The organism is Streptomyces sp. NPDC050418, from assembly GCF_044458745.1.
Classification (GTDB): domain Bacteria; phylum Actinomycetota; class Actinomycetes; order Streptomycetales; family Streptomycetaceae; genus Streptomyces.
The window spans coordinates 167,297-192,706 of the sequence record NZ_JBITIG010000008.1 but is presented as its reverse complement, the minus strand read 5'-3'; the positions used below and the strand labels follow the sequence as shown (position 1 = coordinate 192,706).

17 protein-coding genes are annotated in these 25,410 nt (G+C 69.6%); 8 read left to right on the top strand and 9 right to left on the bottom strand.

Annotated features, from left to right (window positions below; all coding sequences use genetic code 11):
* Positions 1-207: 207 nt before the first annotated feature.
* From ACIBI4_RS21015 to drmB, 4 genes are read left to right on the top strand one after another with little or no spacing between them, the layout of a single operon-like run.
* Positions 208-4,968 (top strand): DEAD/DEAH box helicase, encoded by a 4,761-nt coding sequence (locus ACIBI4_RS21015; protein WP_399205465.1) that lies wholly within the window; start codon positions 208-210, stop codon positions 4,966-4,968.
* Positions 4,965-6,869 (top strand): UvrD-helicase domain-containing protein, encoded by a 1,905-nt coding sequence (locus tag ACIBI4_RS21010; protein WP_399205464.1) that lies wholly within the window; start codon positions 4,965-4,967, stop codon positions 6,867-6,869. Before ACIBI4_RS21015 ends, ACIBI4_RS21010 begins: the two co-directional genes overlap by 4 nt.
* The gene (locus ACIBI4_RS21005) at positions 6,866-10,120 is read left to right on the top strand and encodes a helicase-related protein (protein WP_399205463.1); all 3,255 of its coding nucleotides are present in this window, start codon (positions 6,866-6,868) and stop codon (positions 10,118-10,120) included. The genes ACIBI4_RS21010 and ACIBI4_RS21005 overlap by 4 nt, the downstream gene beginning before the upstream one ends.
* The gene (drmB, locus tag ACIBI4_RS21000; protein WP_399205462.1) at positions 10,117-11,979 is read left to right on the top strand and encodes a DrmB family protein; all 1,863 of its coding nucleotides are present in this window, start codon (positions 10,117-10,119) and stop codon (positions 11,977-11,979) included. The genes ACIBI4_RS21005 and drmB overlap by 4 nt, the downstream gene beginning before the upstream one ends.
* 26 nt (positions 11,980-12,005) lie before the next feature.
* Here drmB and ACIBI4_RS20995 read toward each other — a convergent pair whose 3' ends face one another.
* On the bottom strand, positions 12,006-12,236 hold the full coding sequence (locus tag ACIBI4_RS20995; RefSeq protein WP_399205461.1) for a DUF397 domain-containing protein: 231 nt from the start codon (positions 12,234-12,236) through the stop codon (positions 12,006-12,008).
* Positions 12,233-13,051, bottom strand: a complete 819-nt coding sequence (locus ACIBI4_RS20990) for a helix-turn-helix domain-containing protein (protein ID WP_399205460.1) — start codon at positions 13,049-13,051, stop codon at positions 12,233-12,235. The genes ACIBI4_RS20995 and ACIBI4_RS20990 overlap by 4 nt, the downstream gene beginning before the upstream one ends.
* A 268-nt stretch (positions 13,052-13,319) precedes the next feature.
* Between ACIBI4_RS20990 and ACIBI4_RS20985 the strand changes: the two genes are divergently transcribed.
* On the top strand, positions 13,320-13,841 hold the full coding sequence (locus ACIBI4_RS20985) for an ATP-binding protein (protein WP_399205459.1): 522 nt from the start codon (positions 13,320-13,322) through the stop codon (positions 13,839-13,841).
* Here the strand turns inward: ACIBI4_RS20985 and ACIBI4_RS20980 are convergent.
* Positions 13,831-14,349: a hypothetical protein gene (locus ACIBI4_RS20980; protein ID WP_399205458.1), complete on the bottom strand. Its 519-nt coding sequence runs from the start codon at positions 14,347-14,349 to the stop codon at positions 13,831-13,833. The genes ACIBI4_RS20985 and ACIBI4_RS20980 overlap by 11 nt on opposite strands.
* A 203-nt stretch (positions 14,350-14,552) precedes the next feature.
* Between ACIBI4_RS20980 and ACIBI4_RS20975 the strand changes: the two genes are divergently transcribed.
* Complete coding sequence (locus ACIBI4_RS20975) at positions 14,553-15,170, top strand: hypothetical protein (RefSeq protein ID WP_399205457.1); 618 nt, start codon at positions 14,553-14,555, stop codon at positions 15,168-15,170.
* 19 nt (positions 15,171-15,189) lie between these two features.
* On the opposite strand, the gene ACIBI4_RS20970 is transcribed toward ACIBI4_RS20975, so the two are convergent.
* Complete coding sequence (locus ACIBI4_RS20970; protein ID WP_399205456.1) at positions 15,190-15,738, bottom strand: N-acetyltransferase; 549 nt, start codon at positions 15,736-15,738, stop codon at positions 15,190-15,192.
* A 436-nt stretch (positions 15,739-16,174) separates the two neighbouring features.
* A complete protein-coding gene (locus ACIBI4_RS20965) occupies positions 16,175-17,575 on the bottom strand; it encodes a DUF445 domain-containing protein (RefSeq protein WP_399205455.1) in 1,401 nt (466 codons plus the stop codon).
* A 419-nt stretch (positions 17,576-17,994) separates the two neighbouring features.
* Between ACIBI4_RS20965 and ACIBI4_RS20960 the strand changes: the two genes are divergently transcribed.
* Positions 17,995-19,305, top strand: a complete 1,311-nt coding sequence (locus ACIBI4_RS20960) for an SGNH/GDSL hydrolase family protein (RefSeq protein ID WP_399205454.1) — start codon at positions 17,995-17,997, stop codon at positions 19,303-19,305.
* An 18-nt stretch (positions 19,306-19,323) separates the two neighbouring features.
* Here the strand turns inward: ACIBI4_RS20960 and ACIBI4_RS20955 are convergent, their stop codons facing one another.
* The 4 genes from ACIBI4_RS20955 to ACIBI4_RS20940 are packed head-to-tail and all read right to left on the bottom strand — an operon-like array spanning position 19,324 to position 22,720.
* Entirely contained in the window at positions 19,324-20,019 is a 696-nt protein-coding gene (locus ACIBI4_RS20955) for a DUF1707 domain-containing protein (protein ID WP_399205453.1), read from the bottom strand.
* Positions 20,020-20,048: 29 nt separating this feature from the next.
* On the bottom strand, positions 20,049-21,056 hold the full coding sequence (locus ACIBI4_RS20950) for an ATP-binding cassette domain-containing protein (protein ID WP_399205452.1): 1,008 nt from the start codon (positions 21,054-21,056) through the stop codon (positions 20,049-20,051).
* A gap of 13 nt (positions 21,057-21,069) precedes the next feature.
* Entirely contained in the window at positions 21,070-21,924 is an 855-nt protein-coding gene (locus tag ACIBI4_RS20945; RefSeq protein ID WP_399205451.1) for an ABC transporter permease, read from the bottom strand.
* A complete protein-coding gene (locus ACIBI4_RS20940) occupies positions 21,917-22,720 on the bottom strand; it encodes an ABC transporter permease (RefSeq protein ID WP_399205450.1) in 804 nt (267 codons plus the stop codon). The genes ACIBI4_RS20945 and ACIBI4_RS20940 overlap by 8 nt, the downstream gene beginning before the upstream one ends.
* Before the next feature lie 229 nt (positions 22,721-22,949).
* Between ACIBI4_RS20940 and ACIBI4_RS20935 the strand changes: the two genes are divergently transcribed.
* Entirely contained in the window at positions 22,950-25,379 is a 2,430-nt protein-coding gene (locus ACIBI4_RS20935; protein ID WP_399205449.1) for a transglycosylase domain-containing protein, read from the top strand.
* The last annotated feature ends 31 nt before the right edge of the window (positions 25,380-25,410 follow it).

Below are 25,410 nucleotides of genomic sequence, written 5' to 3'. Positions count from 1 at the left end.
GACATCCGGAGCTTCCCATTCCAGGGTTGTGCGTACCTCGAACCCCGGTCTAACGTCTGGAATCGGCAGCCTCATCTGCCCCGGCGCCACCAGGAAATTCGTTCCCTGGCAGAGGTCTGCCCTTTTCCGGGAACCGAAGGTCCATGCCTCTTTGACCATTTGCGATGACCAGTTCTTTCCTCACTCCTGAAAAGCGAAGGTCGCCGAATGTCTCCCGCCCCCGAATCCGCAGTTCTGGCCACGGTGGTCGAGCAGTCCGCACGTGTCCTCAGGACGTACGAGGCCGACCCCGGCCTCATCCCCGAGCACGCCAACGGTGAGCGCCGCATCACCAAGGGCGGGTACGGCGACCGCCAGCTCTTCGAGCTGGTCCAGAACGCTGCCGACGAGATCGCGAACGCTCCCGGGGGCACCACACACGTGGTGCTGACACCCACGCATCTGTACTGCGCGAATGAGGGGACGGCCGTCACTCCCGAGGGTGCGGAGACCATTCTCCGCATGAGCGTCTCGCGCAAACGCGGCGGACAGATCGGCCGTTTCGGCGTCGGCGTGAAATCGGTCCTCGTTGTCACCGACACCCCTCAGTTCTTCAGTCGGAGCGGTTCCTTCGGATTCGATCGGGAGTGGTCGGCCCATTTGATCCGTACAGTTTCCGGAGTCGTGGACAAGCTGGGCCCTCAATTCGAGACGCCCGTACTGCGTATGGCCCGCCCTCTGGATGAAAAGGCCGAGCGGGCGGCCGATCGCATACTGGACGAGCTGATGCTGTGGGCCACGACGGTGGTGCGGCTGCCCCTGCTGCCCGACACCGCGAAGCGGCTCGGACTCGACATGTTCGGCGGTACCGACCTCGGCGGTCGGGAGGAGTTCCCCCGAGGATTCCAGCTCTTCTCACCTCATGTGTCCCGTGTCCTCCTCGAGGACCGGCGGGTGACTCCTCCGGTCCATCGCCTCCTGAAGGTGGACAGCGACGACAACCTTCATGTCATCCGCGAGCAGCGGACCGGACGCGACCCCGTCACAGCCCGGTGGCGCGTCTTCAAGCGCACCTACACCCCGTCGCCCGATGCCCGCGCCGACGCCGGTGAGCTGCACGACCGCTCCGACATCGACATCAGTTGGGCGGTTCCGGAGTTCACCAAGGACAAGGAGAGCGGGCTGCTGAGTATCCCCGCCGGTCGGGGCCGCTTCTGGTCCTTCTTCCCCACGAAGTACGAGATGGGGCTCACCGGCATTCTCAACGGGGCCTGGAAGACGAACGAGGACCGGCAGAACCTGTTGGACTCCTCACCGTTCAACGCGGAGATGCTCAGCACCGCCGCCCGACTCGTCGTCCGCTCGCTGCCCGATCTCGCGCCGCCCGAGGACCCCGGGGCGTATCTGCAGATGCTGCCCGGCCGTGAGAAGGAGACCATCAGCTGGGCCGACAAGGCCCTGACCCGGCACGTATGGGAGGCGACAGTCGACCTTCCTTCGCTGCCGGACCAGGACGGCGTGCTGCGCCGGCCCCAGGAGCTGAACATCACTCCCGACCTGGGCAAGGACACCAAGTCGGTCCGGCGATGGACCAGTTACTGGAACACGCACCCGGGTCGCCCGGTCGACTGGCTGCACCCTTCCGCCGAGGCCAACGTCCTGCGCACCGGCAAGGTGCAGCACATCCTCGCCGCGTCCGGCGGGCGCCGGGCGAGCGTGCGCGAATGGTTGGAGGCGCTCGTCCAGGACGGATCCTCGCAGTCGTCCGCGGCGGCGATCAACATCGTCGCCGACATGATCTCCTTGGGGGTGGAGTGTGCCGCCGAGGCCCGAACCGCCGAGATCGTGCTGACCGAGGACGGTGGCTTCGTCGCTCCGGTCGTGGGCGAGGTGTTCCGCCGCGCTTCGCAGGACGGGCTGCGCGAGTCGCTGGTCTATGTGCACCGCGAGCTCTCCGAGGACCCCGCGCTGTCGAGCTCCCTCAACACGCTGGGCATTCGTGAGGCCGATGTCCGCGGCCGCTTCCTTAGCGTCCTGGAGCAGGGCTTCGCCGGTTACGACGACGAACGGTGGCAGCGGTTCTGGGAGTTGTTCCACCAGGCGGGCGTGAGCGCGGTCGGCCACGAGGTGCAGCGCCGGCTGACGGAAGCACACGACGCCGTGCGCGTCCGCACAGCCGACGGTGCGTTCCGTGCCGTGCGCGACGTCATGCTGCCGGGACCGGTGGTGACCGCCGAGAGCGATCCGCGCATCGCCGTCGACGTCGCATTCCACGCAGACTCCCAGCGCTTCCTCGGCACCATCGGCGTCCGTGAACTGCCGTCCCTGGAGCACCGACCGGAGAACGAGGACTGGTTCGAGCAGTACCGGGTCGCGGCACACACCGCCTACTGCGAGCAACTCACCGATGACACCGCCCAACGCCCCACCCTTGCCCGGGTCCGACTCGACGGGGCCGCGACCGCCGGCCCGCTGCACCTGCTGCCCCGCATGTCGGACACCGCGCGCGTCGGCTTCCTGAAGAAGGTGCCCGATGCCGGGTTGATCAGCTCGTGGACCATGCAGATCGGTGCCCAGAGCAACACGCGCAAGGCGGTGCGGTCCCCGATCGTCTGGATGCTCCTGCGCCACGGCCGGGTCGAGACCTCACTGGGCGTACGCGAGCTGTCCGCCGCCGTCGGACCGCAGCTCGCCGACTACCGGTCCGTTCTCCCCGTGGCCGACATCACCGAGGAGAAGGCGCGTCTGCTCCGCCTCCCCGCCCGGGTCGAGGACGTCCCCGACCGGATGTGGCAGGGACTTCTCGAGCAGTTGGACAGCACCGACGACGACCGCTTCGTCGGCTCGACCTACGCGATGCTCGCGACCATCGAGCACACCTTCGAGGACGGATACCTCACCCGCTGCCGCGTCGGCGCCGAGTGGGAACGCCGTACGGACGACGAGATCGCCGTCACCTCCGATCCCACGGAGTTCCGGTCGCTGCGTACCGAAGGCATCCCGGCCCTCCTGACCTCCACCGCCGAAGAGGCCGAGACGCTGATCTCCACGTGGGGAATGCGCCGGCACAACGACGTCATCACCCGCGAGACGCGTCATGTCGCCGAAGGTGAGGCGCGGCCGGTGGACGAGGTGCTGCCGGTGCTGCGCCAGTACGGGTTCCGGAACGAGGTGAAGGGTCTCCTGCTCCAGCGCGTCAGCGAACTGGAGGAGATCACGCGGACCCCGAACGGCATGCAGTCGACGCCCCTGGCGAGCGCGCGCCAGGAAGGCGTGATCCTTGTGGCCAAGGACGCCGACACGCTTGCGACACTCCGCGCGGTCGACGACATTCTCGGTCTGCGCCTCGGTCGCAAGGGCTGCGAGCAGCTGCTCGAACGGCAACGTCAGGATGCCGCGAACAAGGAGGCCCTGGCCCGGCGCACCACGATCCGCGACGAGGACGACATCGTCCGCAAGCTGCTGCTCCTGGTCGGTGCCGATGCATTGCGCGAGGGCCTGCCGCCAGGCCTCCTCGACAGTGAGCGGGACGAGAACGGAGGAGTGGAGCCGAGTGAGTACCGCATCGCGCAGATGGCATTCAACGCACATGACGACTCCGTCCTGCGCCAGTACCGTCGCGTGATTCGTCTCGCGTACCCCGACGCCCCCGAGAACTACGGCGGTTCGTCGGCCGCCGTGAGGTTCGTGTCGGACCTCAAGTTCCCTGAGTCCTTCGCGGGGTACCGCACTCCCACACTCGAATCGCGCATCGACGTCGACGGCCCGCGGGACTTTCCACGCCTGCACGAGTACCAGGAGCGACTTGCGGCCAACGTCGTCGACATGCTCGATCAGATCTCCCCGACCCGGTCGATGCTCTCGCTGCCCACGGGTGCCGGGAAGACCCGTGTCGCCGCCGAGGCCGTGATCCGCTGGGTCAAGAGGGTCGGTGCGCTGCCCGGTCCGATCCTGTGGATCGGACAGACGGAGGAGTTGTGCGAACAGGCTGTTCAGAGCTGGAAGTTCGTGTGGGAGAAGGCCGGGGCGCGGACGCCGCTCGCGATCAGCCGGCTGTGGTCGTCCAACGAGGCGGCTGACATCACCGACCGTCCCCACCTGGTCGTGGCCACCGATGCCAAGCTCGCCGAGCCCGGCTGCCTCGCCGCCGACTCGTACGGCTGGCTGCGCGAGGCCGCGCTCGTCATCGTCGACGAGGCCCACAAGGCCATGGGCCCCCGTTACACCGAGATCCTCAAGTTGCTCGGTCTGCAGGCACATCGCACCGCTCGCCCCTTGCTCGGGCTGACGGCCACGCCGTTCCGCGGTACCAACGAGCAGGAGACCAGGCTCTTGGTCAATCGCTTCGGCGCAGACCGCCTCGACACCGAGATCTTCGACGGCAAGGACCCGTACGAGGAACTGCAGCGCATCGGCGTGCTGGCGCGGGTCGAGCACCGTGAACTCGAGGGTGGCTCCATCACTCTGGATCGAAGCGAGCGAGAGCAGGCGACGACGCTGGGCGCGCTCTCCCGGTCGGCGGAGCATCGTCTCGCCGTGGACCATTCCCGCACGGCCCGCATCATCGCGGAGATCCGCGCCATGGAAGCGGACTGGCCGATCCTCGTCTTCGCCACCTCCGTCGATCACGCCAAGCTGCTCGCGGCCAAGCTGCGGGATGATGGCATCAGCGCGGCCTCCGTGGACGCATCGACCTCGACCGCGGATCGCCGTCATCGGGTGGACGCCTTCCGCAGCCGCAAACTCCGCGTGCTGACCAACTACGGAGTCCTCACCCAGGGCTTCGACGCCCCGGCCACCCGAGCCGTGGTCGTGGCCCGCCCCGTGTACAGCCCCAACGTGTACATGCAGATGATCGGCCGCGGTCTGCGCGGACCGCTCAATGGCGGCGAGGAGACCTGTCTCATCCTCAATGTCCGGGACAACATCACCAACTTCGACACCGAGCTGGCCTTCACCCAGTTCGAGCACCTGTGGAGCGAGAAGTGACCCACCTCTCCGCCGACCGCCCGGCGCTCACCGATGAGCAGCGTGCGGTCGTGGAACTCCCTTGGGACGCGAGGGTCCTGGTGACAGCGGGCGCAGGCGCCGGCAAGACGCACACCATGGTGAGCCGGCTTGATCATCTCGTCGGGCACCCGGATCCGGACGAGGCCGTCGGTGCCGACGAGCTCCTTGTGCTCAGCTTCTCCCGGGCCGCCGTGCGCGAGTTGGCGGATCGGCTGCGGGCGCAGGGAGGTGCCGCACGCACCGTGCGCCCTCGGACCTTCGACGCATGGGCCTACGAGTTGCTCTCGGGCGCCTACCCCGACACCGACTGGTCCGGCAGGACCTTCGACGAGCGGATCCGCGAGGCGACCTCGGCCATCGAGAAGGGCGCCGTCGCGAGCAGTGCGGCCGGGGTGCCCGTCCATATCGTCGTCGACGAGGCGCAGGACCTGGTCGGTGACCGCCGCAACATGGTCGAGACGCTGATCGATGTGCATCGCGACACTCTGGGTTTCACGGTCGTCGGCGACGACGCGCAGTTCGTCTACGGCTTCCAGGTCAAGGACCGCGCGCAGCGCGAGCTGGAGGCCGGGCAGTTCTTCGACTGGGTCCGCACGTCGTTCGACGATCACCACGAGTACCACCTCACACGGAACTTCCGGGCCACGAACGAGGAGGTGCGTGCGGTCCTGCCCTTCGGTGTGGAGTTGCGGGATCTTCCCATCGGCCCCACTGCAGAGGCTGCGGCCGAGACCATCCATGAGCGGCTCCGCACGACTCTGCTGAATCGGAGCGGTTTCCCCGCGGTCGACGACGAACTCTTCCTCGCGTCGCTGCGCACGACGCAGGAGCGTGTCGCCATCCTCACCCGGGAGAACCGGCAGGCCCTGCAGGTGTCGGAGATCCTGCACGCGAACGGGGTGGGGCATGCGCTGCGTCGGAACACGTACGACAGGCCAGTTCCTGCCTGGGTGACCGGGCTCCTGACGAGCACCGACGCGACCACGGTGTCCGAGAGCCGGTTCCACACGCTGCTCGCAGCCGTCCCGCTGCCCGAGGGCACCGACGCCGGCGGGATCTGGCGTGCACTGCGGAAGGTCGCCCCGGCCCGCGGCAGCCAGGCTCTGGACTTCGGCCGGATACGCCAACTCGTCCAACAGGACCGATTCCCGGAGGAACTCGCCGATCCGGTGACCGCCCTGGTCGTGGTGTCCACCGTGCACCGGGCCAAGGGTCTGGAGTTCGACCGCGTCATCGTGCTCACCCCACCGACCGCCGCAGAGCTTCGGACCATGCACGACGACCTGGACCTGCCCGCCGAGGCACGCGCGCTGTACGTGGCCATGACCAGGCCGCGCGAGGAGCTCTACCACGTGCAGTCGCCCTGGGTGGGGACGCTCCGCACGATGCCGATTGGCGATCGGATCTACCGGGGCGGTATCGGGGCCAAACACTGGCGCCGATCCGGCGTGGAGCTGCGCGGAGGTGACGTGGATCAGACCGCGCCGCCCCACGACGCGGACCGGAGCGCGGCCGAGGTACAGGAGTATCTCCGGACCGAGGTGTGTGCGGGAGACTCCGTGGCAATCCGGCGGATTCACCCGGTGATGATGGGAGACGGCCAGAGCCCGCCGTACGAGATCGTCCACGGCGACCGGGCGATCGGTGTGGTGTCCGAGTCCTTCCGTCGGGACCTGCACAGAGTCCTCAGGACGGGCCGGAAGGAACCCATCTGGCCTGTCGCCATCAGCAGTTGTCGCATCGATGCGGTGGTCACCGCAGCCGGGACACCGGCGACGTCGAGCAGTGCGGGTCTGGGCCCGCACGGCGTGTGGCTCGCCCCGAGAATCACCGGACTCGGCTATCTCGTATGGCCGTCGCACGAGGAGAGCGCGGAGTGACGAAGAACAACAGGCCCATCGGCCACGACGCCCACTACGCCGCCCGCCGCGGCCTGGTCGATGCCCTGCGTCGCGACCTCCTCGGCCCCACCGCGGCGGACGGGCCCGAGGCCCTGGAGGAGGTGCTCACGGAGGACGCCCCCATCACGCGCTATGTGGTCGGGGTCCTGCACCCGCAGCGCACCGACGCCACGCGCCCGACGGACCCGGAACAGGATCCGGACGACGGGCTGGACGACGCACCGCTCGTCGCCGGGGGCGGGTCGGACGACGGTGACGTTCCCGAGCCGCCCGCCGCGGGCGAGCGCAAGCCGTCCTCCGCGGGCCTGACGTTCTCCGTCGCCCCGAGCGTCGCCACGTCCATCACCGTGACCTCCCGCGCCGCCCTGTACGAGCCGGTCGACGATCAGGGCAATCGGATCGAGGCGAGCCACGCGACCGCCCGCACCACCGCCGACCAGCGCGAGAACTGGCAGCGTCGCCAACTCGCGCTGAAGCAGGTCACGTTCGATGTCACCGCGCCGGGGCGTAGGAACGAGCCGCTCGGGGACGGCGGTGCGGAGCTGCATGTCCACGTCCGGCGGCCGAGCACCGTCGATGGTTCGGTGACCGTCACCGTCACCCTGGTCAACGGCAATCGGATCGACGCGAACCAGCTCTCCGATGCCCATGCCCTCTTCCAGCCCGAGTTGATCGTCGCGGCCGAGGGCGGGGTCGGCGCGTTCGTGGAACGCCCGGCCTCGAAGGGATCGTTCGACGCCGAGGTCGACGCGAGCCGTCTGCTGTATCGGCACGCCCCCACGTTCGCGGTCGGTCATGGCTGCGCGGCGGAGTGGACCTGGCACGCCGCCCAGGTAGGTCTGGTCGAAAAGCAACTGGCCGCCGTGGACGAGATCCGTACCCAGTTCCTGCCGCGTCACGAGGTACTGCTCGCGGACTCGAACGCGGAGATCGAGCGCATCGCACCCGCCGCGCTCTCCATGAACGGGCTCGCCACCCGCACCGACAAGGAGATCGTCGCCGACCTCACGGCGCTGGCCGACGGCTACGCGATGTGGGTGTCCGCCAAGGAGGCCGAGGCGGCACACCTGTCCGAAGGCCCGTACGAAGCGGCAGCCCTGGAGCAGATCAGGGCGTGCGGGGAGGCCCTGGAGCGACTGCGCGTCGGAATCGAAGTCCTCGCCGAGAAGCCCGACGTCCTGCGCGCGTTCCGCCTCGCCAATCAGGTCATGACCGACCAGCGCTCCCGCAGCAAGTGGATCGGCGATGGCCGCGAGGGAACTCCCGACCGGGATGCCGCGAAGTGGCGTCCCTTCCAGATCGCGTTCATCCTGCTCTGCCTGGCGGGCATCGAGGACCCGGAGCATCCGGACCGGAAGATCTCCGATCTGCTCTGGTTCCCGACCGGTGGCGGCAAGACCGAGGCGTACCTCGGTCTGATCGCCTTCACGACCTTCCTGCGGCGACTGCGCGGCGGCGAGGACGGTGGTGGGGTCACCGTCCTCATGCGCTACACGCTGCGCCTACTCACCCTCCAGCAGTTCGAGCGCGCCACCATCCTGATCTGCGCCATGGAGAAACTGCGCCGGACCATGCCGGAGCAGCTGGGTACGGAGGAAATCTCGCTGGGCATGTGGGTGGGGCAGTCCGCGACGCCGAACACGCTCGACCGGGCCGCCTCGCGGCTCAAGGACATCGCGGAGAAGGGCGAGCTGGACACGGAGAACCCCGTCCAGCTCCAGATCTGCCCGTGGTGCGGCACCGGCCTCGACCACACCGACTACTCCGTCGACCTGGGCGCGGCCCGCATGTGGGTGCGCTGCCGCGGCGTCGACTGCGATTTCACCGGCGGCCTACCGGTACACCTCGTAGACGAAGCCGTCTATGCGGCCCGCCCCACTCTCGTCATCGCCACGGTGGACAAGTTCGCCGCGATGCCCTGGCGCTCGGCGACGGCCGCGCTCTTCAACCGTGATCGGAGTGACGACCCCACACCCCCGCCGGAGCTGATCGTCCAGGACGAACTCCATCTGATCTCAGGTCCGTTGGGCACCCTCACCGGCCTGTACGAGACCGCCGTGGACGCGCTGTGCGACGGCCCCAAGGTGATCGCGTCCACGGCGACGATCCGCCGCGCGGCCGACCAGGGGCGCAGCCTGTTCGATCGCGACGTCCGGCAGTTCCCGCCGGCCGGGCTGGACGCGCGCGACTCATGGTTCGCCGTCGAGGCGACCCCGGAGGACAAGGCAAGTCGTGAGTACGTCGGCCTCTTCGCACCCGGCACCAGCCAGTCGACCCTCCTCATCCGGACTTACGCGACGCTGCTGCACCAGGCACTTCGCGCCGACCTCCATCCGGAGGTGAGGGACGCCTATTGGACCCTTGTCGGCTACTTCAACAGCCTGCGTCTGCTCTCGGCGGCCAAACTCCAGGTCGAGGACGACGTGAAGGACTATCTGAAGGTGCTCGCGGAGCGCGACGCGACGGCGCAGAGGGACGTCGAGATCGTCTCCGAGCTGACGAGTCGCCTGCGGGCCAGCGAGGTACCCACCGAACTCAATAACCTGACGCGACGGTACGGAGACGATGAAGCCGTCGACGTCCTGCTCGCCACCAACATGATCGCCGTCGGCGTCGATGTCAGCCGGCTCGGCCTGATGGCCGTCATGGGGCAGCCGCAGACCACCGCCGAGTACATCCAGGCGACCAGTCGTGTCGGCCGCAGCCACCCCGGCCTCGTCGCGGTCATGCTCAACTCGGCGCGTTCCCGCGACCGTTCGCACTACGAGAACTTCCAGCACTTCCACTCCGCGCTCTACCGCGAGGTGGAGTCGACCTCCGTGACCCCCTTCTCCTCCCGCTCCCGCGACCGCGGCCTGCACGCCGTGGTCGTCGCCCTCAGCCGCATCCTCGTGCCGGAGCTGCGGGAGAACCACCGCGCCGGCGACATCGCATCCCACCTCGGCGCGATCAGGTCGCTGGTGCGGCCCGCTCTTCTGGAACGGGTCGCCCGCGTGGCCCCGCAGGAGGCGATGGCGACGGAGGCGGCCTTCGACGAGTTCATCGCGTGGTGGCGCGAGGCGGCCGACGCCAATGGACGACTGCTGTACGACCCGGGCAACAGGCAGGGCACCGCCTCGCTGCTGCAGGCCTTCGACGACCGCACCGAGGAGGCCACCGCCTGGCCCACGTTGTGGAGCATGCGCGACGTCGATGCCGAGACCGCTCTCTTCATGGAGGCCACCCGATGACACCCCCCAGGCAGCGCCGCACCGCAGGCACGTTCGGCGCCCCTCGCCAGGCGCTCTCCCGCAAGGGGGCCGTCCGTCGTGCACAGGCGGTCACGACCTACGGAGTCGGCTCCCTGGTCGCCTTCGAGCAGGAGTCGTTCATCGTCAGCGGCCTCGACGGGGCGGAGGCGAGCTGGTCCGAGGAAGAGGCGCCCAAGGTGTACGAGCACCGGCTCGCCCGCACGCTCGGCGTGAGCCACTTCCGGCTCCCGCCGGGGTCGGACGACCGGAGCTCGGACGGCATGCGCGTACGTCGCTTCCCGCTGATGCACAGTTGTCCGGGGTGCGAGAAGCTGCAGCCGATCGCACGGTTCAACCCTCCCGCGGGCAAGGCGACCTGCGAGGACTGCGCGAAGGACCTCGTGCCTTCCCGCTTCGTGGTCGCCTGCGAGAAGGGCCATCTGGACGACTTCCCGTACTGGAAGTGGCTGCACCGCGACAATCGTGCGGGCGGCGGCGCGGGTGCCTGCGGCGGAACGCTCAAGCTCCGCTCCACGGGACGTACTGCGTCTCTTCGGTCGATCGTCATCTCCTGCACGTGCGGTACGGCCAGGGACGTGTCGATGGAGGGTGCGTTCGGCCGCCGGGCGCTGGCCGAGCTCCGTATCCCCTGTGAAGGAAAGAGCCCCTGGCTCAAGGACGCCCCCGCCGACGCCTCATGCACGGCGACTCCGCGCACTCTGCAGCGCGGTGCCTCCAGCGTGTGGCAGCCCGTCCTCAAGTCCGCGCTCTCCATTCCGCCATGGAGCGACGGCTCCACCGACCCTCTGGCGGAGATCTGGGATCAGCTGCGGGAGTGCGAGTCGGAGCGCGAGATCTCCCTCGTACTGAACGGCAAGTTCAACGGCAACCCGCCCATCACGGCCGCCAGGGTGATGGAACTGCTCGTGGCCGAGACTCAGGACGACCCCGAGCCCGAGTCCGAGGAGGCACAGGCGCCCGACGCCCCGTACCTCGTCCTCCTCCGCCAGGAGTACCGCAAGCTCGCCGAGGGGAATCCCGAACAGGCGGACCGTCACGAACAGTTCGTGTGCGAGCCGCCCGAGGACGACCATCACGAGTACCTCGACCGCTTCGGCCTCGACCGCCCGATGCTGGTCAAGCGGCTGCGTGAGGTCCGTGCGCTCAAGGGCTTCACCCGTATCGTCCAGGCGGACGCCGCCCCGGACAGCGACGGGGCTCCCCTGTCCCGGCACCCGCTGAACTGGCTCCCGGCGATGGAGGTCAGCGGAGAGGGTGTCTTTCTCCGCTTCGACCAGGGGCGCCTCGACACCTGGGCCGCCGGGAAGAAGGTGCAGCGGCGGGTGGCCCGCATGAGTCGCAACCACGACGAGGCTCTGGTGAAGGCGGCTCCCAAGGGGGCCACGGCCCGCCGTTCCCCCGGGACGCCGCGGATGGTCCTCCTTCACACGCTGGCTCATGCGTTGATCAACGAGTGGTCGCTGGAGGCCGGTTACCCGGCCGCCGCGCTGCGCGAGCGCCTGTACGCCGACGACACGATGGCGGGCTGCCTGATCTACACCGCCACCAGCGACTCCGCCGGAAGCCTGGGCGGTCTCGTCGCCCAGGGCGAACCCAAGGCACTACAGGCGAGCCTGTGGTCGGCGCTACGCCGTGCGTGCTGGTGCTCGGCCGATCCCCTGTGCATCGAGTCCGGGCCCTCGGGCACAGACGGCACCAATCTCGCGGCCTGCCACGCCTGCGCGATGCTCCCGGAGACGAGCTGCGAGCACAACAACATGTTGCTCGACCGGGCGTTGCTGGTGGGCACACCGGAGGAACCGTCACTGGGGTTCTTCCAGGACCTGATGGAGAGCTGACCGCACCCCGGGCAACCGGACCGGCGCTACGGGGCGACCGCGTCCTCCGCACGAAGCGCACCGACAAGGGCCGCCCAGCAGACGGGCCGGATCACCAACTCCGGCCCGTCCGCGGCTACTCGCTTCGAGTCCCGTACACGCACGAAGCCCTTCGTATCGGCGGCGACCTCCACGCACTCGCCACCCTCCTCGCTGCTGTAACTGCTCCTGACCCAGTTCAGCTCGGCGGACTCGGCCGTGGTCCTGTCGCTGTTCACAGCGCCCCCAACAGCTTCTCGACATACGCCGACGATTCGCGAGGCGTCAGCGCCTGCGCACGCAGCGTTCCGTACTTCGCCTCCAAGGAACGGACCGCCGGCCGTTCCGTCTGGACGCGGCTGACGTTCTGCACCTCCACGTACGCGATCCTGCGCTCTCCCGTCGTCTCGATCAAGGTGAAGGGGCCTGCCATCCCTGCGTTCTCGTCTCGGTCCAGGGGCATGACCTGAATCTCGACGTAGCGCATCGCCGCCACAAGCCCGATCTGCTCCAGTTGGCCACGCTGGACCGCCCGTCCGCCGAGCGGCCTCAGGAGGACGGACTCGTCGATGACGAAGCTCATCAGCGGTGGCGGTGTGCGATGGAAGATCTCCTGACGGGCCATGCGGGCCGCGACGCGCTCGTCGACCACGGTCTCGTCCAGCGGCGGCCGCAGCACCCCGAAAACCGCCCGCGCATACCCCTCCGTCTGCAACAACCCCGGAACCGCCTGATTCGCATACACATGCAGCTCCACCGCCTCCCGTTCCAGCTCGACCGCATCACGGAAGAACGCCGGGTAGCGGGCCTTCGCCACCTCGTCGCGCATCGCGGTCAGCAGGCCGCCGGCCTCCAGTGCCGTGTCCGCGCGGTCGATGAAGTCCGGCTTCGGGATGCGGCGGCCGCATTCCACGGAGGCGACCAGGTCCTCGCCGTAGCCGAGCAGTGTGCCGAGCTCCGCCCGTGTCAGGCCCTTGCGCGTGCGCAGGACGCGGAGTTGTTGGCCGAAGCACCGCAGGAAGCCGGTCTCGCCGTCGCCGTCGCGTGCCGTCAACTCGACGCCTCCTTGCCCACCGTGAGGAGCGCCCGCCGGGCCGGGCCCGCCCCTGCCCCTGCCCCGTACAAACGCGGGCTGTACACGCGCCGCGTCCACGGTTCGCCGACGGACGCACCATCCACGATACGGACATTCCGGCAGCCGGGAGGAGTGTTCCCGAAGGTCGTCGGACCGCTGTCGCGGCCGCAAGTTGCCTGCGTACAGAGATAGTTCGTACACGCCGGGCGTCTGGAGCGGGGTGCCGGGGATCCATGACGCTCACATCATGGAACCCAGCACCCCATCGCGCTCCACCGCCACCGCCCCACCGGTCCGCGAGTTCGCGATGACCTTCACCTCCACCCCGCGTGGCGCCCGTCTCGCCCGTCTGCTCGTGGCCCGGTGTCTGGACACGTGGGGGTATCCGTACGACGGCGAGGTCAATCAGGACGTCGTGCTGATCGCCGCCGAGCTCTGCGCCAACGCGGTGCGTCACGGCCGTGTGTCCGGCCGGGATTTTCACGTGCGGCTGACGATGGAGCCGGACGGCGGGCAGCATCTGCGGCTGGAGGTCTCCGACACCCGCACCGAGCGGCGGCCGGACGATGCCGGCGCACCTCAACCACCGGACCCGGGATCCGAGTCAGGCCGGGGACTTGTGCTCGTCGCCGCCCTGGCCGTGGCCTGGGGCGTCCGCCGCCGCCGTGCGGGTGGCCCGGGCAAGACGGTGTGGGCCGTGTACACGGCTGCGCAGCGCAGGAGCCGGGAGCCCGGCGCTGCCCAGACCCCTTCCCCCGTCAGGCCGTAGCGTTATACCGATAGATCGTCGTGAGCTCGTCCGTCAACTCCTTGTCGTCGAAGATCTGGAAGTAGACCTTCGTGCCCTCGTCGAGGTCGTCGTCGCCGTCCATTTCGATGACGTTCATGTCGATCGCCGCGGATGTGCCCGGCGCCCAGTAGGTCGCCTCGTCCTTGATGAGGCCGTTGCCGTCCCACCAGAACGCGTGGACGAAGACCGAGTCGCCGTCGTTCTTGCCGTCGTAGACGTACAGCAGCTCGTCGCTCGGGTGGAACTCGACCTGGGCCACGGGGACCCCGCTCTTCTTCACGACCAGCTTCAGGCCCTCGCCGCCCGCGTCGTACTTGAACTCGGTGTAGTCGACGCCGGTGCTGTTCGAGCAGGGGCATTCCGACGTGTAGCGCTGCCAGCTCGAGACCGTGATGGTCGAGTTGTCGTAGGCGTGTGCCGCGGTCGCCGTGATCCCCGTGAACGCCACGGTCATTCCCAGGGGGATCGCCAGTGCTCTGGTGCGCATATCTGTCCCTTCCGTTTCGGATGGGCGCCCACGCTAAGGGAGTTGGCGTTCGAGGCGAACCTGGAAGGTTGCAGGGTGGCCGGGTTTCCGGGTGGCCGGGTGGCCGGGTGGCCGGGCCCGCTGCCGTTGCCGTGCCGTTGCCGAGCAGACCGCAGCGGGCCGAAGCAGGCAGCACTGTCAGTACGCCTCGATACGCTGCGCGAATGACCAACACCACGTGGGACGCCCTCTCCACCACCCCCCTCCCCAGCCTCCACCACCGCGCCGCCATCGTGGACGACCTGGCCGAGGTCGCCCCCGTCACCGTCCCCGGCGCCGAGCGCCTCGCCTGGAATGACGGAGGCGGGCAGTCCGCCGTCTGGTACTTCGCGGAGGACGGGCGGGTGTTGCTGTTGACCTTTGATCATGAGTCGGAGCTCAACCTCTACGCCGAGGAGGACTATGAGCTGCAGGAGTCCTTCTACCGGGGCGTGCCCGAGTCTCTCGTCGCGCTCGTGCGGGATCAGCCCGAGAACTATGAGTCGCTCAACCTCAAGGACCCCGAGTCGGGTCGGACGATTCACTACGCGGGCGGGGTCTTCTGGTTCGACGGGGCGCGCTGGCAGGTCGCCGAGGGGTTCGAGGAGTACTGCCGGCGCGAGGGCATCGAGCTCTTCGCCGAGTCCGGGTTCGACTACTGCCTGAGCGACTACCTGCTCGGGCAGGACTTCACCCCGGAGGCCGTCGTCGCCGACCGGGATGAGGACGGGCAGTACGAGGACGAGGCGGAGAAGGAGGATGATCTGGCCGCCGTGCGCGAGGTCTTCGCGCGCCACCGGTAGCGGGAGAGCAGGTCCCGCCCTACGCCGCCAGCTCCGCCCGCGGGTGCCCCGGCGCCAGGAAGACCGCCACGTCGTTGCCCGCCTCCGGCAGCGGGCGGACCTCGTGCCAGCCCAGGCGCCGGTAGCTGGCCACGGCGGCGGAGGCGCGGCGGGACATCGGGACCCAAGCGCGGCCCGAGGGGGCGTCCTTGACGAGTTCCGAGAGCAGGGAGCGGCCGACTCCCGCGGGGCGGGCGTGGCGGCGGACCGCGAGTTCGTCGAGTTCCAGGGCGCCGACCAGGAGTTCGCGGACGCGGTCGGGGCCGAGTTGGGAGGCGACCTTCGCGTACGTGCGCGTGTCCGGCAGGGCCTTCGGGGTGAGCCAGGCGATGGCGAAGCCGTCGATGCCCTGGCGGGACTGGGCGAGGACGGCGCGGAAGCCGGGGCGGTCGGATTCGTTGCACAGGCGGTAGTGGAATCGCTGGATCGATTCTTCGTTCTCATTCCACGGCGGGGCCGAGAAGACCTCCGCGTAGGCGTCGACGAGGTCTTCCACGAGGTCGAGGACGGTGGGTCCGTAACAGATCACCTGAACTGCTCCTTGTTCCTGCTCTGCCGCTGTTCTGCGGCCGGCCTGCCGCTGCTCCGCGGCTGCTCTGCGGCTGTTCTGCGGATTCCCGCGCTATGACCGAATGTAGGCGGTACGGGGCGGTATTGCGGGACGCGTCCGCTTGAACACCCTGTGATGCAGAAGGTGTTGATGCGGGCAGAACATCAACTTCCGTAACGTAAAGCCGAGATGAGCACGGAACATTCGCCGATGGGCGTCTTCCAGGGCTCTGGGCGAGTGCTCCGCCAACGACCCGAAATGCACGGCGCGTTCGGGCGTGTCGCGCCCCGCGACCATTCCTACAGTACGAATGCGCGGCAACTTCCGTACGGTTCATCCCGGAACTGGTCAGCCCTGAACTTCCGTACGAGCACCCGGTGTTGACGCCCCCGGAGCAAGGGGCGAGAACCCCCGTCTACGCCCCCATCGCATGCGTCAGCGTGTAAATCAACAGCCCCACCAGCGAACCGACCACCGTGCCGTTGATCCGGATGAACTGGAGGTCGCGGCCGATGTGGGCCTCGATCTTGCGCGTGGTCTGCTCGGCGTCCCAGCCCGCGACCGTGTCGGTGATGAGGGAGGTGATCTCGCGGCGGTACGTGTTCACCACGTGCACCGCAACGTCCTCGACCCAGCCGTCCACCTTGCCCTGCAGGCGGGCGTCCGCGGTCAGGCGGGCGCCGAGCGAGAGGAGGCCCGCGCGGACCCGCAGCCGCAGCTCGCTGCGCTCGTCCTCGGCCGCGGCGACGATCATCTGGCGGACGGAGGACCAGGCCGAGGCGATGATGTCCTGGACCTCGCCACGGCCGAGCACCTCGGACTTGAGGCGCTCGACGCGCATCCGGGTGTCGGTGTCGGACTGGAGGTCGGACGCGAAGTCCGTGAGGAAGCGGTCGATGGCGCCGCGGGCCGGGTGTCCCGGCATGTCCCGCATCTCGGTGACGAAGCGCAGGAGCTCCTTGTAGACGCGCTCGCCGACGCGCTTGTCGACGAAGCGCGGGGTCCAGCCGGGTGCGCCGCCCTGGACGGCGTCCATCACCTGGTCGCCGTGCTCGACCAGCCAGTCGTGGGCGCGGACACAGACGAGGTCGACGACCTTGCGGTGGCCGCCGTCCGCCACGATCTTGTCGAGGGTCTTGCCGATGCCGGGGGCGATCTCGGCGGCGTCCGCGCGGCGGGTGATCGCCTCGCCGACGACGGCCTGGACGTCGGAGTCGCGCAGGACGGTGAGGGCGCCGCGCAGGGCCGTGGAGAGCTCGGCGGTGACGCGGTCGGCGTTGGCGGGCTCGGCGAGCCAGTCGCCGAGGCGCGTTCCGATGCCGACGGCGCGCAGCCGGCGGCGTACGACGTCCTCGGAGAGGAAGTTCTCGCCCACGAACTCGCCGAGCGAGGTGCCCAGTTGGTCCTTCTTCGTGGGGATGATCGCGGTGTGCGGGATGGGCAGGCCGAGCGGGTGGCGGAAGAGGGCGGTGACCGCGAACCAGTCGGCCATCGCGCCGACCATGCCCGCTTCGGCGGCGGCCGCGACGTAACCGGTCCAGGGCCCCATCCCGGAGTTCTGCGCCCACTTCGCGAGGACGTAGGCGAGCGCGACGAGGACGAGCAGGCCGGTCGCGGTGGCCTTCATCCGGCGCACTCCGCGGCGGCGCTCCTCGTCGGCCTCGTTGAATGAGAAGCCGGTGCCGGGGGCATGCTGGCTGCGGGGCCCGGGTCCGGTTCCGCCCGGTTCGGCCCGGCCGGGCGCCCCGGCCGGGGACCCGGTGTCCGCCGGCTCGGGACCAGCCCCTTGCGCACCCTTCACGTTCGTCTGATCCATCCGCCCTACCGCTCCATCCGCCGGCCGGCCCCCGGGGCCCTGTCCCCATTGTCCCTGGCCGGCCCGTTCCCGAACGTTGTCCCTGCCTGACCGTTCCTCGAACGCGTCACGCCTTCTGACCGTTCCTCGAACGCATCACACGTCCTGACCGTTCCTCGAACGCATCACACCTGACCGACTCCTGGAACGCACCACGAGTTCCCGGCGTCCTCCCTGTCGGCGAAGAACCGGGGAAACCTCAGGGATACCCCTGGTACGGAGTCGGGGAACGGGATGACGGCGGGGCACACCACGGGGGGTACCGTGCACGAGCTCGGGCTGCATACCGCAAAATGGGATAGTCCAACCGGAGCCGCAAGCTCCCCTGCCCGAGGAGCTCAGCGCGCATGACCAGCCGTCACGACGGGGGGTCTGAGGGCATGTCCCCCAGACGGGCGAGCGCTCTGCTGGCGGCGATGGCGGCCGTCGTCCTGCTGGTCGGCACCGTCATCTATGTCGCCTTCTCGGGCGGCGGCGACCGGGACACCACGGTCAGCGCGGGCGCGTCCCCGCAGGGCTCCGCCGACCCGGCCTCGTCCGGCACCTGGGTCGGTACGTGGTCCACGGCGCCGGCCGGTCCCGAGCCGCGCACGGGCGCGGGCTTCGCCGGGCGGACGCTGCGCAATGTGGTGCATACGAGCGTCGGCGGCACGAGCGCCCGCGTCACGCTCTCCAACCTCTTCGGCACCCAGCCCCTGACCATCAGCCAGGCCTCCGTCGCGGTGGCGTCCGCGCCGAGCAACCCGACCGCGCGCCCTGACACGCTGCGCCGCCTCACGTTCGGCGGCAAGCCCTCGGCGGTCATTCCGGCGGGCGGGCAGCTGGTCTCGGACCCGGCGCGGATCAACGTGCCGCACGACGCGGACCTGCTGGTCAGCACGTACTCCCAGAAGCCTTCGGGTCCGGTGACCTATCACCCGCACGCGCGGCAGATCTCGTACGTGGCCAACGGCGACCAGACGCAGAACCCGCGCGGTGACACGTACACCGAGCAGAGCCCGTACTGGCGGTATGTGACCGCGGTGGACGTCCTCACACGCGAGGCGGCCGGTTCGGTGGCGGTGCTCGGTGACTCGCTCACCGACGGTGTCTCCTCGACGCTCGGCGCCAACGCGCGCTGGACGGACGTCCTCGCGGACCGGCTCCGCGAGGAGGCGGGGGCGCCGCGGCTCGGGGTCCTGAACGAAGGGATCAGCGGCAACCAGCTGGTGCCCGGCGGTGTCTACCGGCCGTCCGGTCCGAGCGGGGTGAGCCGCTTCGAGCGTGATGTCCTCGACCGTACGGGCATCAAGGCCGTGGTCGTCTGCCTGGGAGTGAACGACCTGCTGCGCAACCCCGAGGGCGCGAGCGCCGAGGAGATCCTCGACGCGATGCGCGAGTTGACCCGGCAGGCGCACGAGCGCGGTCTGAAGGTCACCGGGGCGACGCTGATGCCGTTCAACGGGCACCGCGGGTACAAGCCGCATCTGGAGCAGATGCGGCGCGCGATCAACGCGGAGATCCGCAGCGGCCGCGTCTTCGACCAGGTCGTCGACTTCGACCGCGCGCTGCGCGACCCGTACGCACCCGACCGGCTGCGGGCGCCGTACGACTCGGGCGACCATCTGCACCCGAGCGACGCGGGCTACCGCAAGATGGCCGAGGTCTTCAACCTCGCCCACCTGCGCACCACGGCTCCCGCGGAACTCTGACCGCCCGCGGGGCGTGCCCTACTCCCCCAGCTCCTTGCGCTCGGCCCTCTTCTCCAGCTTCGCCCGGCGCCGCTCCTCCTTGAGGCGGTGCTTCTCGGCGCGCGTCACCTTGCGCTCCACGCCGACGCCGCCCATCAGCGCGAAGCCGGTGAGGATCACGCGCGGGGCGCCGGGGTCGCCCGGGACGCCGGCCTGGCGGTGGTCGAAGCCGCCCATGATGCCGAAGCCGCGGACGATGACCTCGACGCCCGGCGGCACGATCACGTTCATACCGCCCATGATCGTGACGCAGTTGATGGTGATCTCGCGGTCCTCGAAGCGCGCGTCGCGCAGATCGATCTCGCCGCCGCCCCAGAAGCTGAAGCAGTTGAACTGGCGGGGCGCCGTCCAGACCCCCTTGCGCTGGAAGCCGCCCATGATCGCCACACCGCCGCGCGAGGTGGCGTCGCCACCGATCCGGGCGGCCCAGTCACCGGCGGCGGGCGGCGCGGAGGGTGCGAACGGCACGGGCGCCGCGGCGGCCTGCCCGGCGTCGGGCAGATCGCGGGTGAGGGGTTCGAGGTCCTTGTAGGTGCGTGCCTTGTACGTGGCTTCGAGGCGCTCCTCGAACTCCTCCATGTCGAGCCGGCCCTCGGCCAGCGCATCCCTCAGCACCTCGGCGACCCGCTCACGGTCGGCGTCGGATGCCCTCAACTCCGGCAGGTCGTCGGTCATATGGAGCAGAGTAGCCGTGGGGTGGCGTCTCAGCCGAGGGCGGTCCGGTCCGCGTACATCTTCGCGATCACGGCCTCGATGTCGGGCTCGCGGACCGAGAGGTCCACCAAGGGGTACGAGGAGGCGATCTCCGTGACCAAGGGGGCCGCGGAGGCGGCGGCCGGGAAGGCGAGCCACTGGCGCGGGCCCTCGACGCGCAGGACGCGGGCGCCCGGGATGTCCAGGGGTTCGAGTTCGCGTTCCAGGTCCACCACCAGGGTGCGTTCGCTCTCGCCGATCTCGTGGAGCCCGGCGAGCGCGCCGTCGTACATGAGGCGGCCGTGGTCGATGACCATGACGCGTTTGCAGAGCTGCTCGATGTCCTGGAGGTCGTGGGTGGTGAGCAGGACGGTCGTGCCCGCGTTCGCGTTCAGATCCCGCAGGAACTCACGGACCTTGGCCTTGCTGACGACGTCAAGGCCGATCGTCGGCTCGTCGAGGTAGAGCACCTCGGGGTCGTGCAGGAGCGCCGCCGCGATGTCGCCGCGCATCCGCTGGCCGAGGGAGAGCTGACGGACCGGGACCGCCAACAGGTCGGCGAGGTCGAGGAGTTCGACGCAGCGGTCGAGGTTCTCGCGGAAGCGGGCGTCGGGGATGCGGTACATGCGGTGGGCCAGCTTGTACGAGTCGATCAGCGGCAGGTCCCACCACAGGGTCGTGCGCTGTCCGAAGACGACCCCGATACGGTGCGCCAGTTTCGTCCGCTCGCGCGACGGTTCGATGCCCGCGACCCGGATCCGGCCGCCGCTCGGCGTGAGGATCCCGGTGAGCATCTTGATCGTGGTCGACTTGCCCGCGCCGTTCGGCCCGATGTAGCCGACGATCTCGCCGCGCGGCACGGTGAAACTGATGCCGTCGACGGCCCGCACCTCCTGCCGCTCGCGCCGCCACGACCCCGGCCTGCGCTTGCGCACGTCGAACACCTTGCGCACCTCGTCGAGCGCGATGAAGTCCGCCACCGGCTCCCGCACACCGCTCACCTCCTCGACTCCCCGCATGCCGCTCACCTCCTCAACTCCCCGTACTGCGATACGAACGAAGACCGGCCCGCCAGCACACCCCGGCGAGCAGCGCGCACAGCGCCGCCACCACAGGCGGCAGGAAGGCCGTGAACTGCGGCAGGTCCACCGGGTAGGGCCGGCCCAGGACGTAGAGCGCGGGCAGCCAGTTGACGAAGGCGAGCGGCAGCACGAAGGTCACGCCACGCACCATCTCCCGCGCGAAGATCGTCGGCGGGTACTGGAGCATCGTGTTGCCGCCGTACGTGAAGGAGCTGACCACCTCGGCGGCGTCCCGCGCCCAGAACTGGAAGGCCGCGCCCGCCACCATCACCGCGCCGAAGATCACCCCGCCCGAGAGCAGCATCATCGGGACGACGCACACCTTCAGGACCGTCCAGTCGATGTCCAGGATCACCAGCGACCAGACGAGCACGAGCAGCCCCTGCGAGACCCGGCCCAGGCGCCGCAGCGCGAACCGGTCCGCGGCGACCTGCGCGAGCACCGGCACGGGCCGCACCAGGAGCGTGTCGAGCGTGCCGTCACGCACCCGCGACCCGATCCGCGCGACCTGGCCGAGCGCGAGGTCCGCGAGCCCGAACGCGCTGCTCGTCGCCCCGTACAGGAAGGCGACCTCCGCGAAGTCGTAGCCGCCGAGCCCGTCGACCTGCGCGAACATCAGCAGGATCACGACGAAGTCGAAGAACGTCACGAGAAAGTTGGCGAGCAGCGTCATCGTGAACGAGAAGCGGTACGTCATCGTGGAGCGGATCCACATCGCCGCGATCATGCGGAACGCGGCGAGCCCGGACACCCGCTTCGGCTCGACGGCGAACCCGGCCGCCCCGCTCTCCTCGACCTCAGCCACCCTGCACCACCACCCTGCGCCGCGCGACCAGCTGAAGGGCGCGCCCGGCCGTCAGGAGCACCACGGCCCAGCCCGCCTGGAAGCCGTACGCCCTCAGGAGGTCCCAGCCGGTGTACTTGCCGAGGAACACATCGGCCGGGACCTGCAGCATCGACGCCCACGGCAGCATCCGCGCCACGTCACCGAGCGCGCCGGGGAACACCGTCAGGGGCAGCAGCATCCCGGAGAAGAACAGCCCGCACAGCCACGCGATCTGCACCGCGCCCGCGCCGTCCATCAGCCAGAACGCGCTCAGCGCCACCATGAACCACACCGCGAACCCGACCAGGACCCCGAGCGCCACCGACAGCAGGAACGCGGGCCACACCCACACCTCGCCGGGCAGCGCCAGGTCGAAGGCCATCGCGCCGACGGCCATCGGCACGATGCCGCGGCCCATCAGCTCGAAGGCGGCCCGCCCCAGGTCCGTGGCCATCCACCACAGTTGGAGATCGGCGGGCCGGTACAGGTCGATCGCGATGTCGCCGGTCTTGATCCGCTCGATCAGCTCCTCGGCGAACCCGCCGCCGCCCATCAGACCGCAGGTCGCGAGCAGCGCCTGCCCGATCCAGACGTACGTGAGGGCCTCGGGCTTGTCGTAGCCGCCCAGGTTCGGCCGCTCGTCCCACAGCGCGATGAAGGTGAACGCGAGGACGAAACCGAAGACGGTGTTGGTGAAGACACCCGCCGCGGTCGCCACCCGGTACGTGGAGTGCCGCCGGAAACTCCCGGCCGCCACGGCCGCGTACAAGCGCACGTGCTGCTCCTCCTCGTCCCGGCTGCGGCCCCGTCGCCACGGCCACTCCCCCATGGGCGCGGCCAAAGACGACGACCCTAGTCGCGCCTGCCGAAGCCGCGCCACGGGTTTTCACTCATGCGGCCGAATACCGCCCGGCCAGCAACGCGCGGCGCTCCCGGGCGTTTTACGACCGGATGCAAAAGTGTCCAACAGGTACCTGACGGGCGAATCGGGAGTTCCGTAAGACATGAGCGACGAGCCGCGCGAGCAGGACGCACAGGGCGGTCCGGACGGGACGGGCGAGGCGGACACCCAGGCGTCCGCGAAGCCCGGGAAGCCCGCCGGCAGGCAGCGCCGCAAGCGGACCGGCTGGCGGCGGGCCCTGCCGACCTGGCGGATGCTCCTCGGCACCTTCCTGTTCCTGTGCCTGCTGCTCGGCGGCGCGCTCGTCGCCGGCTACCTCATCGTCGACATCCCGCCCGCCAAGTCCGCCGCCACCGCCCAGACCAACGTCTACGCGTACGCCGACGGCAAGCAGCTCGCGCGCGACGGCGAGATCAACCGCGAGAGCATCCCGCTCGCCCAGGTCCCCGAGACCGTACGCGAGGCGGTGCTCGCCGCCGAGGACCGCGACTTCTACTCCGAGTCCGCGGTCGACCCCAAGGCGATGCTCCGCGCGGCCTGGAACACCGTGACCGGCAAGGGCAAGCAGTCCGGTTCGACGATCACCCAGCAGTACGTGAAGAACTACTACCTCAACCAGGACCAGACGATCAGCCGCAAGGTGAAGGAGTTCTTCATCGCGATCAAGCTGGGCCGCGAGGTCAGCAAGGACGACATCCTGGAGGGCTACCTCAACACCAGCTACTTCGGGCGCAACGCGTACGGCATCTCGGCCGCCGCCCACGCGTACTACGACAAGAAGCCCGAGGAGCTGACCACCGCCGAAGGCGCGTATCTGGCGACGCTCCTCAACTCCCCCTCCGCGTACGACGTCACGGCGCACCCGGAGAACAAGCCGCGGGCCGAGGGCCGCTGGAACTACGTCCTGGACGGCATGGTCAAGGAGAAGTGGCTGAGCCCCGAGGACCGTGCCGCCATGACCTTCCCCGAGCCGCAGACCGAGGGCGGCGCGCCCAACGCGCTGTCGGGCCAGCGCGGTTACCTCGTCAACGCGGTCAAGGACTACATCCTCGCCCACGAGATCCTCACCGAGGACGAGCTGACGACCGGCGGCTACCGCATCACCACGACCATCGTCCGCTCCCAGCAGGACGCGTTCGTGAAGGCCGTGGACGACCAGCTGATGTCGAAGGTCGACAAGGAGGCCCGCAAGGTCGACCGGAACGTACGGGCCGGCGGCGCGGCCATCGATCCGGCGAGCGGCAAGGTCACCGCCATGTACGGCGGGATCGACTACGTCAAGCAGTTCACGAACAACGCGACCCGGCGCGACTACCAGGCCGGCTCCACCTTCAAGGCCTTCGTCCTCGCCTCCGCCTTCGAAAACAACGCACAGACGCAGGACGGCCGTCCCATCACCCCCAACACCGTGTACGACGGCACCAGCGGACGTCCCGTCCAGGGCTGGAACGGCGAGACGTTCGCGCCCGAGAACGAGGACCACGTCAACTACGGCAACGTCACCGTGCGCACCGCCGCCGAGAAGTCCGTCAACTCGGTGTTCGCGCAGATGGCCGTGGACGTCGGCTCGGACAAGGTGATGGACACCGCCATCGCCCTCGGCATCCCGAGCAGCACCCCGGGCCTCGGCCCGTACCCCTCGATCTCGCTCGGCACCCCGACGGCCAGTGTCCTCGACGTCGCCCAGGCGTACGCGACCCTCGCCAACCACGGGCAGCACGGCACGTACGCGCTCGTCGAGAAGATCGAGAAGGGCGGCGAGGAGATCCCGCTGCCCGCCCGCGAGACCCGCCAGGCGATCTCCCGCGCCGCCGCCGACACCGCGACCTCCGTGCTGCAGAGCGTCGTCGACAACGGCACGGGCGCCGCGGCGCTCTCCGCGGGCCGTCCGGCCGCGGGCAAGACGGGCACGGCGGAGGAGGACAAGGCGGCCTGGTTCGCGGGCTACACACCCGAACTCGCCACCGTGGTCGCGGTGATGGGCCAGGACCCCGACACCGCCGTACAGACCCCGCTGTACGGGGCGCTGGGGCAGCCGCGGATCAACGGCGGGGCGTACTCGGCGCGGATCTGGGCGCAGTTCACCCGGACCGCGCTGGAGGGCAGGCCCGTCCAGGACTTCGACCTCGACATCCCGGCCGGCTCCGAGGAGCCGCCACCGCTGCCCGACATCCCGCCGGGCGACGGCGAGACCCAGGGCCAGGACGGCGGCGCGGACGAGGGCCAGGACCAGGGGCAGACCGAAGGGCAGGACGGGGGCTCCGACCAAGGCCAGGACCAGGGCCAGGTGCAGGGACAGGACGGCGGCGCGGACCAGGGCCAGAACCAGGGCCAGGACGGCGGCCAGAACCAGGGCGCCGACCAAGGCCAGATCCAGGGCGCCGATCAGGGACAGACCCAGGGGCAGACGCAGGGCCAGACCAACGGGGGCGCCGACGGGGGCGGGGACGGCGGAGGCGGCGGGCTGCTGGGCGGGGGTGAGACGGGCGGGCCGGCGGCCAGGGAGCCGCGACCGGCAACTCGTAACCCGTAGCCCGTAGCCCGTAACCCGTAACCCGTAACCC

Bases quoted from the DNA above. Each gene is read 5' to 3' on its own strand.
- ACIBI4_RS21015 (WP_399205465.1), top strand. From the start codon at position 208: ATGTCTCCCGCCCCCGAATCCGCAGTTCTGGCCACGGTGGTCGAGCAG.
- drmB (WP_399205462.1), top strand. From the start codon at position 10,117: ATGACACCCCCCAGGCAGCGCCGCACCGCAGGCACGTTCGGCGCCCCT.
- ACIBI4_RS20985 (WP_399205459.1), top strand. From the start codon at position 13,320: ATGGAACCCAGCACCCCATCGCGCTCCACCGCCACCGCCCCACCGGTC.
- ACIBI4_RS20980 (WP_399205458.1), bottom strand. From the start codon at position 14,349: ATGCGCACCAGAGCACTGGCGATCCCCCTGGGAATGACCGTGGCGTTC.
- ACIBI4_RS20975 (WP_399205457.1), top strand. From the start codon at position 14,553: ATGACCAACACCACGTGGGACGCCCTCTCCACCACCCCCCTCCCCAGC.
- ACIBI4_RS20965 (WP_399205455.1), bottom strand. From the start codon at position 17,575: ATGGATCAGACGAACGTGAAGGGTGCGCAAGGGGCTGGTCCCGAGCCG.
- ACIBI4_RS20960 (WP_399205454.1), top strand. From the start codon at position 17,995: ATGTCCCCCAGACGGGCGAGCGCTCTGCTGGCGGCGATGGCGGCCGTC.
- ACIBI4_RS20955 (WP_399205453.1), bottom strand. From the start codon at position 20,019: ATGACCGACGACCTGCCGGAGTTGAGGGCATCCGACGCCGACCGTGAG.
- ACIBI4_RS20950 (WP_399205452.1), bottom strand. From the start codon at position 21,056: ATGCGGGGAGTCGAGGAGGTGAGCGGTGTGCGGGAGCCGGTGGCGGAC.
- ACIBI4_RS20935 (WP_399205449.1), top strand. From the start codon at position 22,950: ATGAGCGACGAGCCGCGCGAGCAGGACGCACAGGGCGGTCCGGACGGG.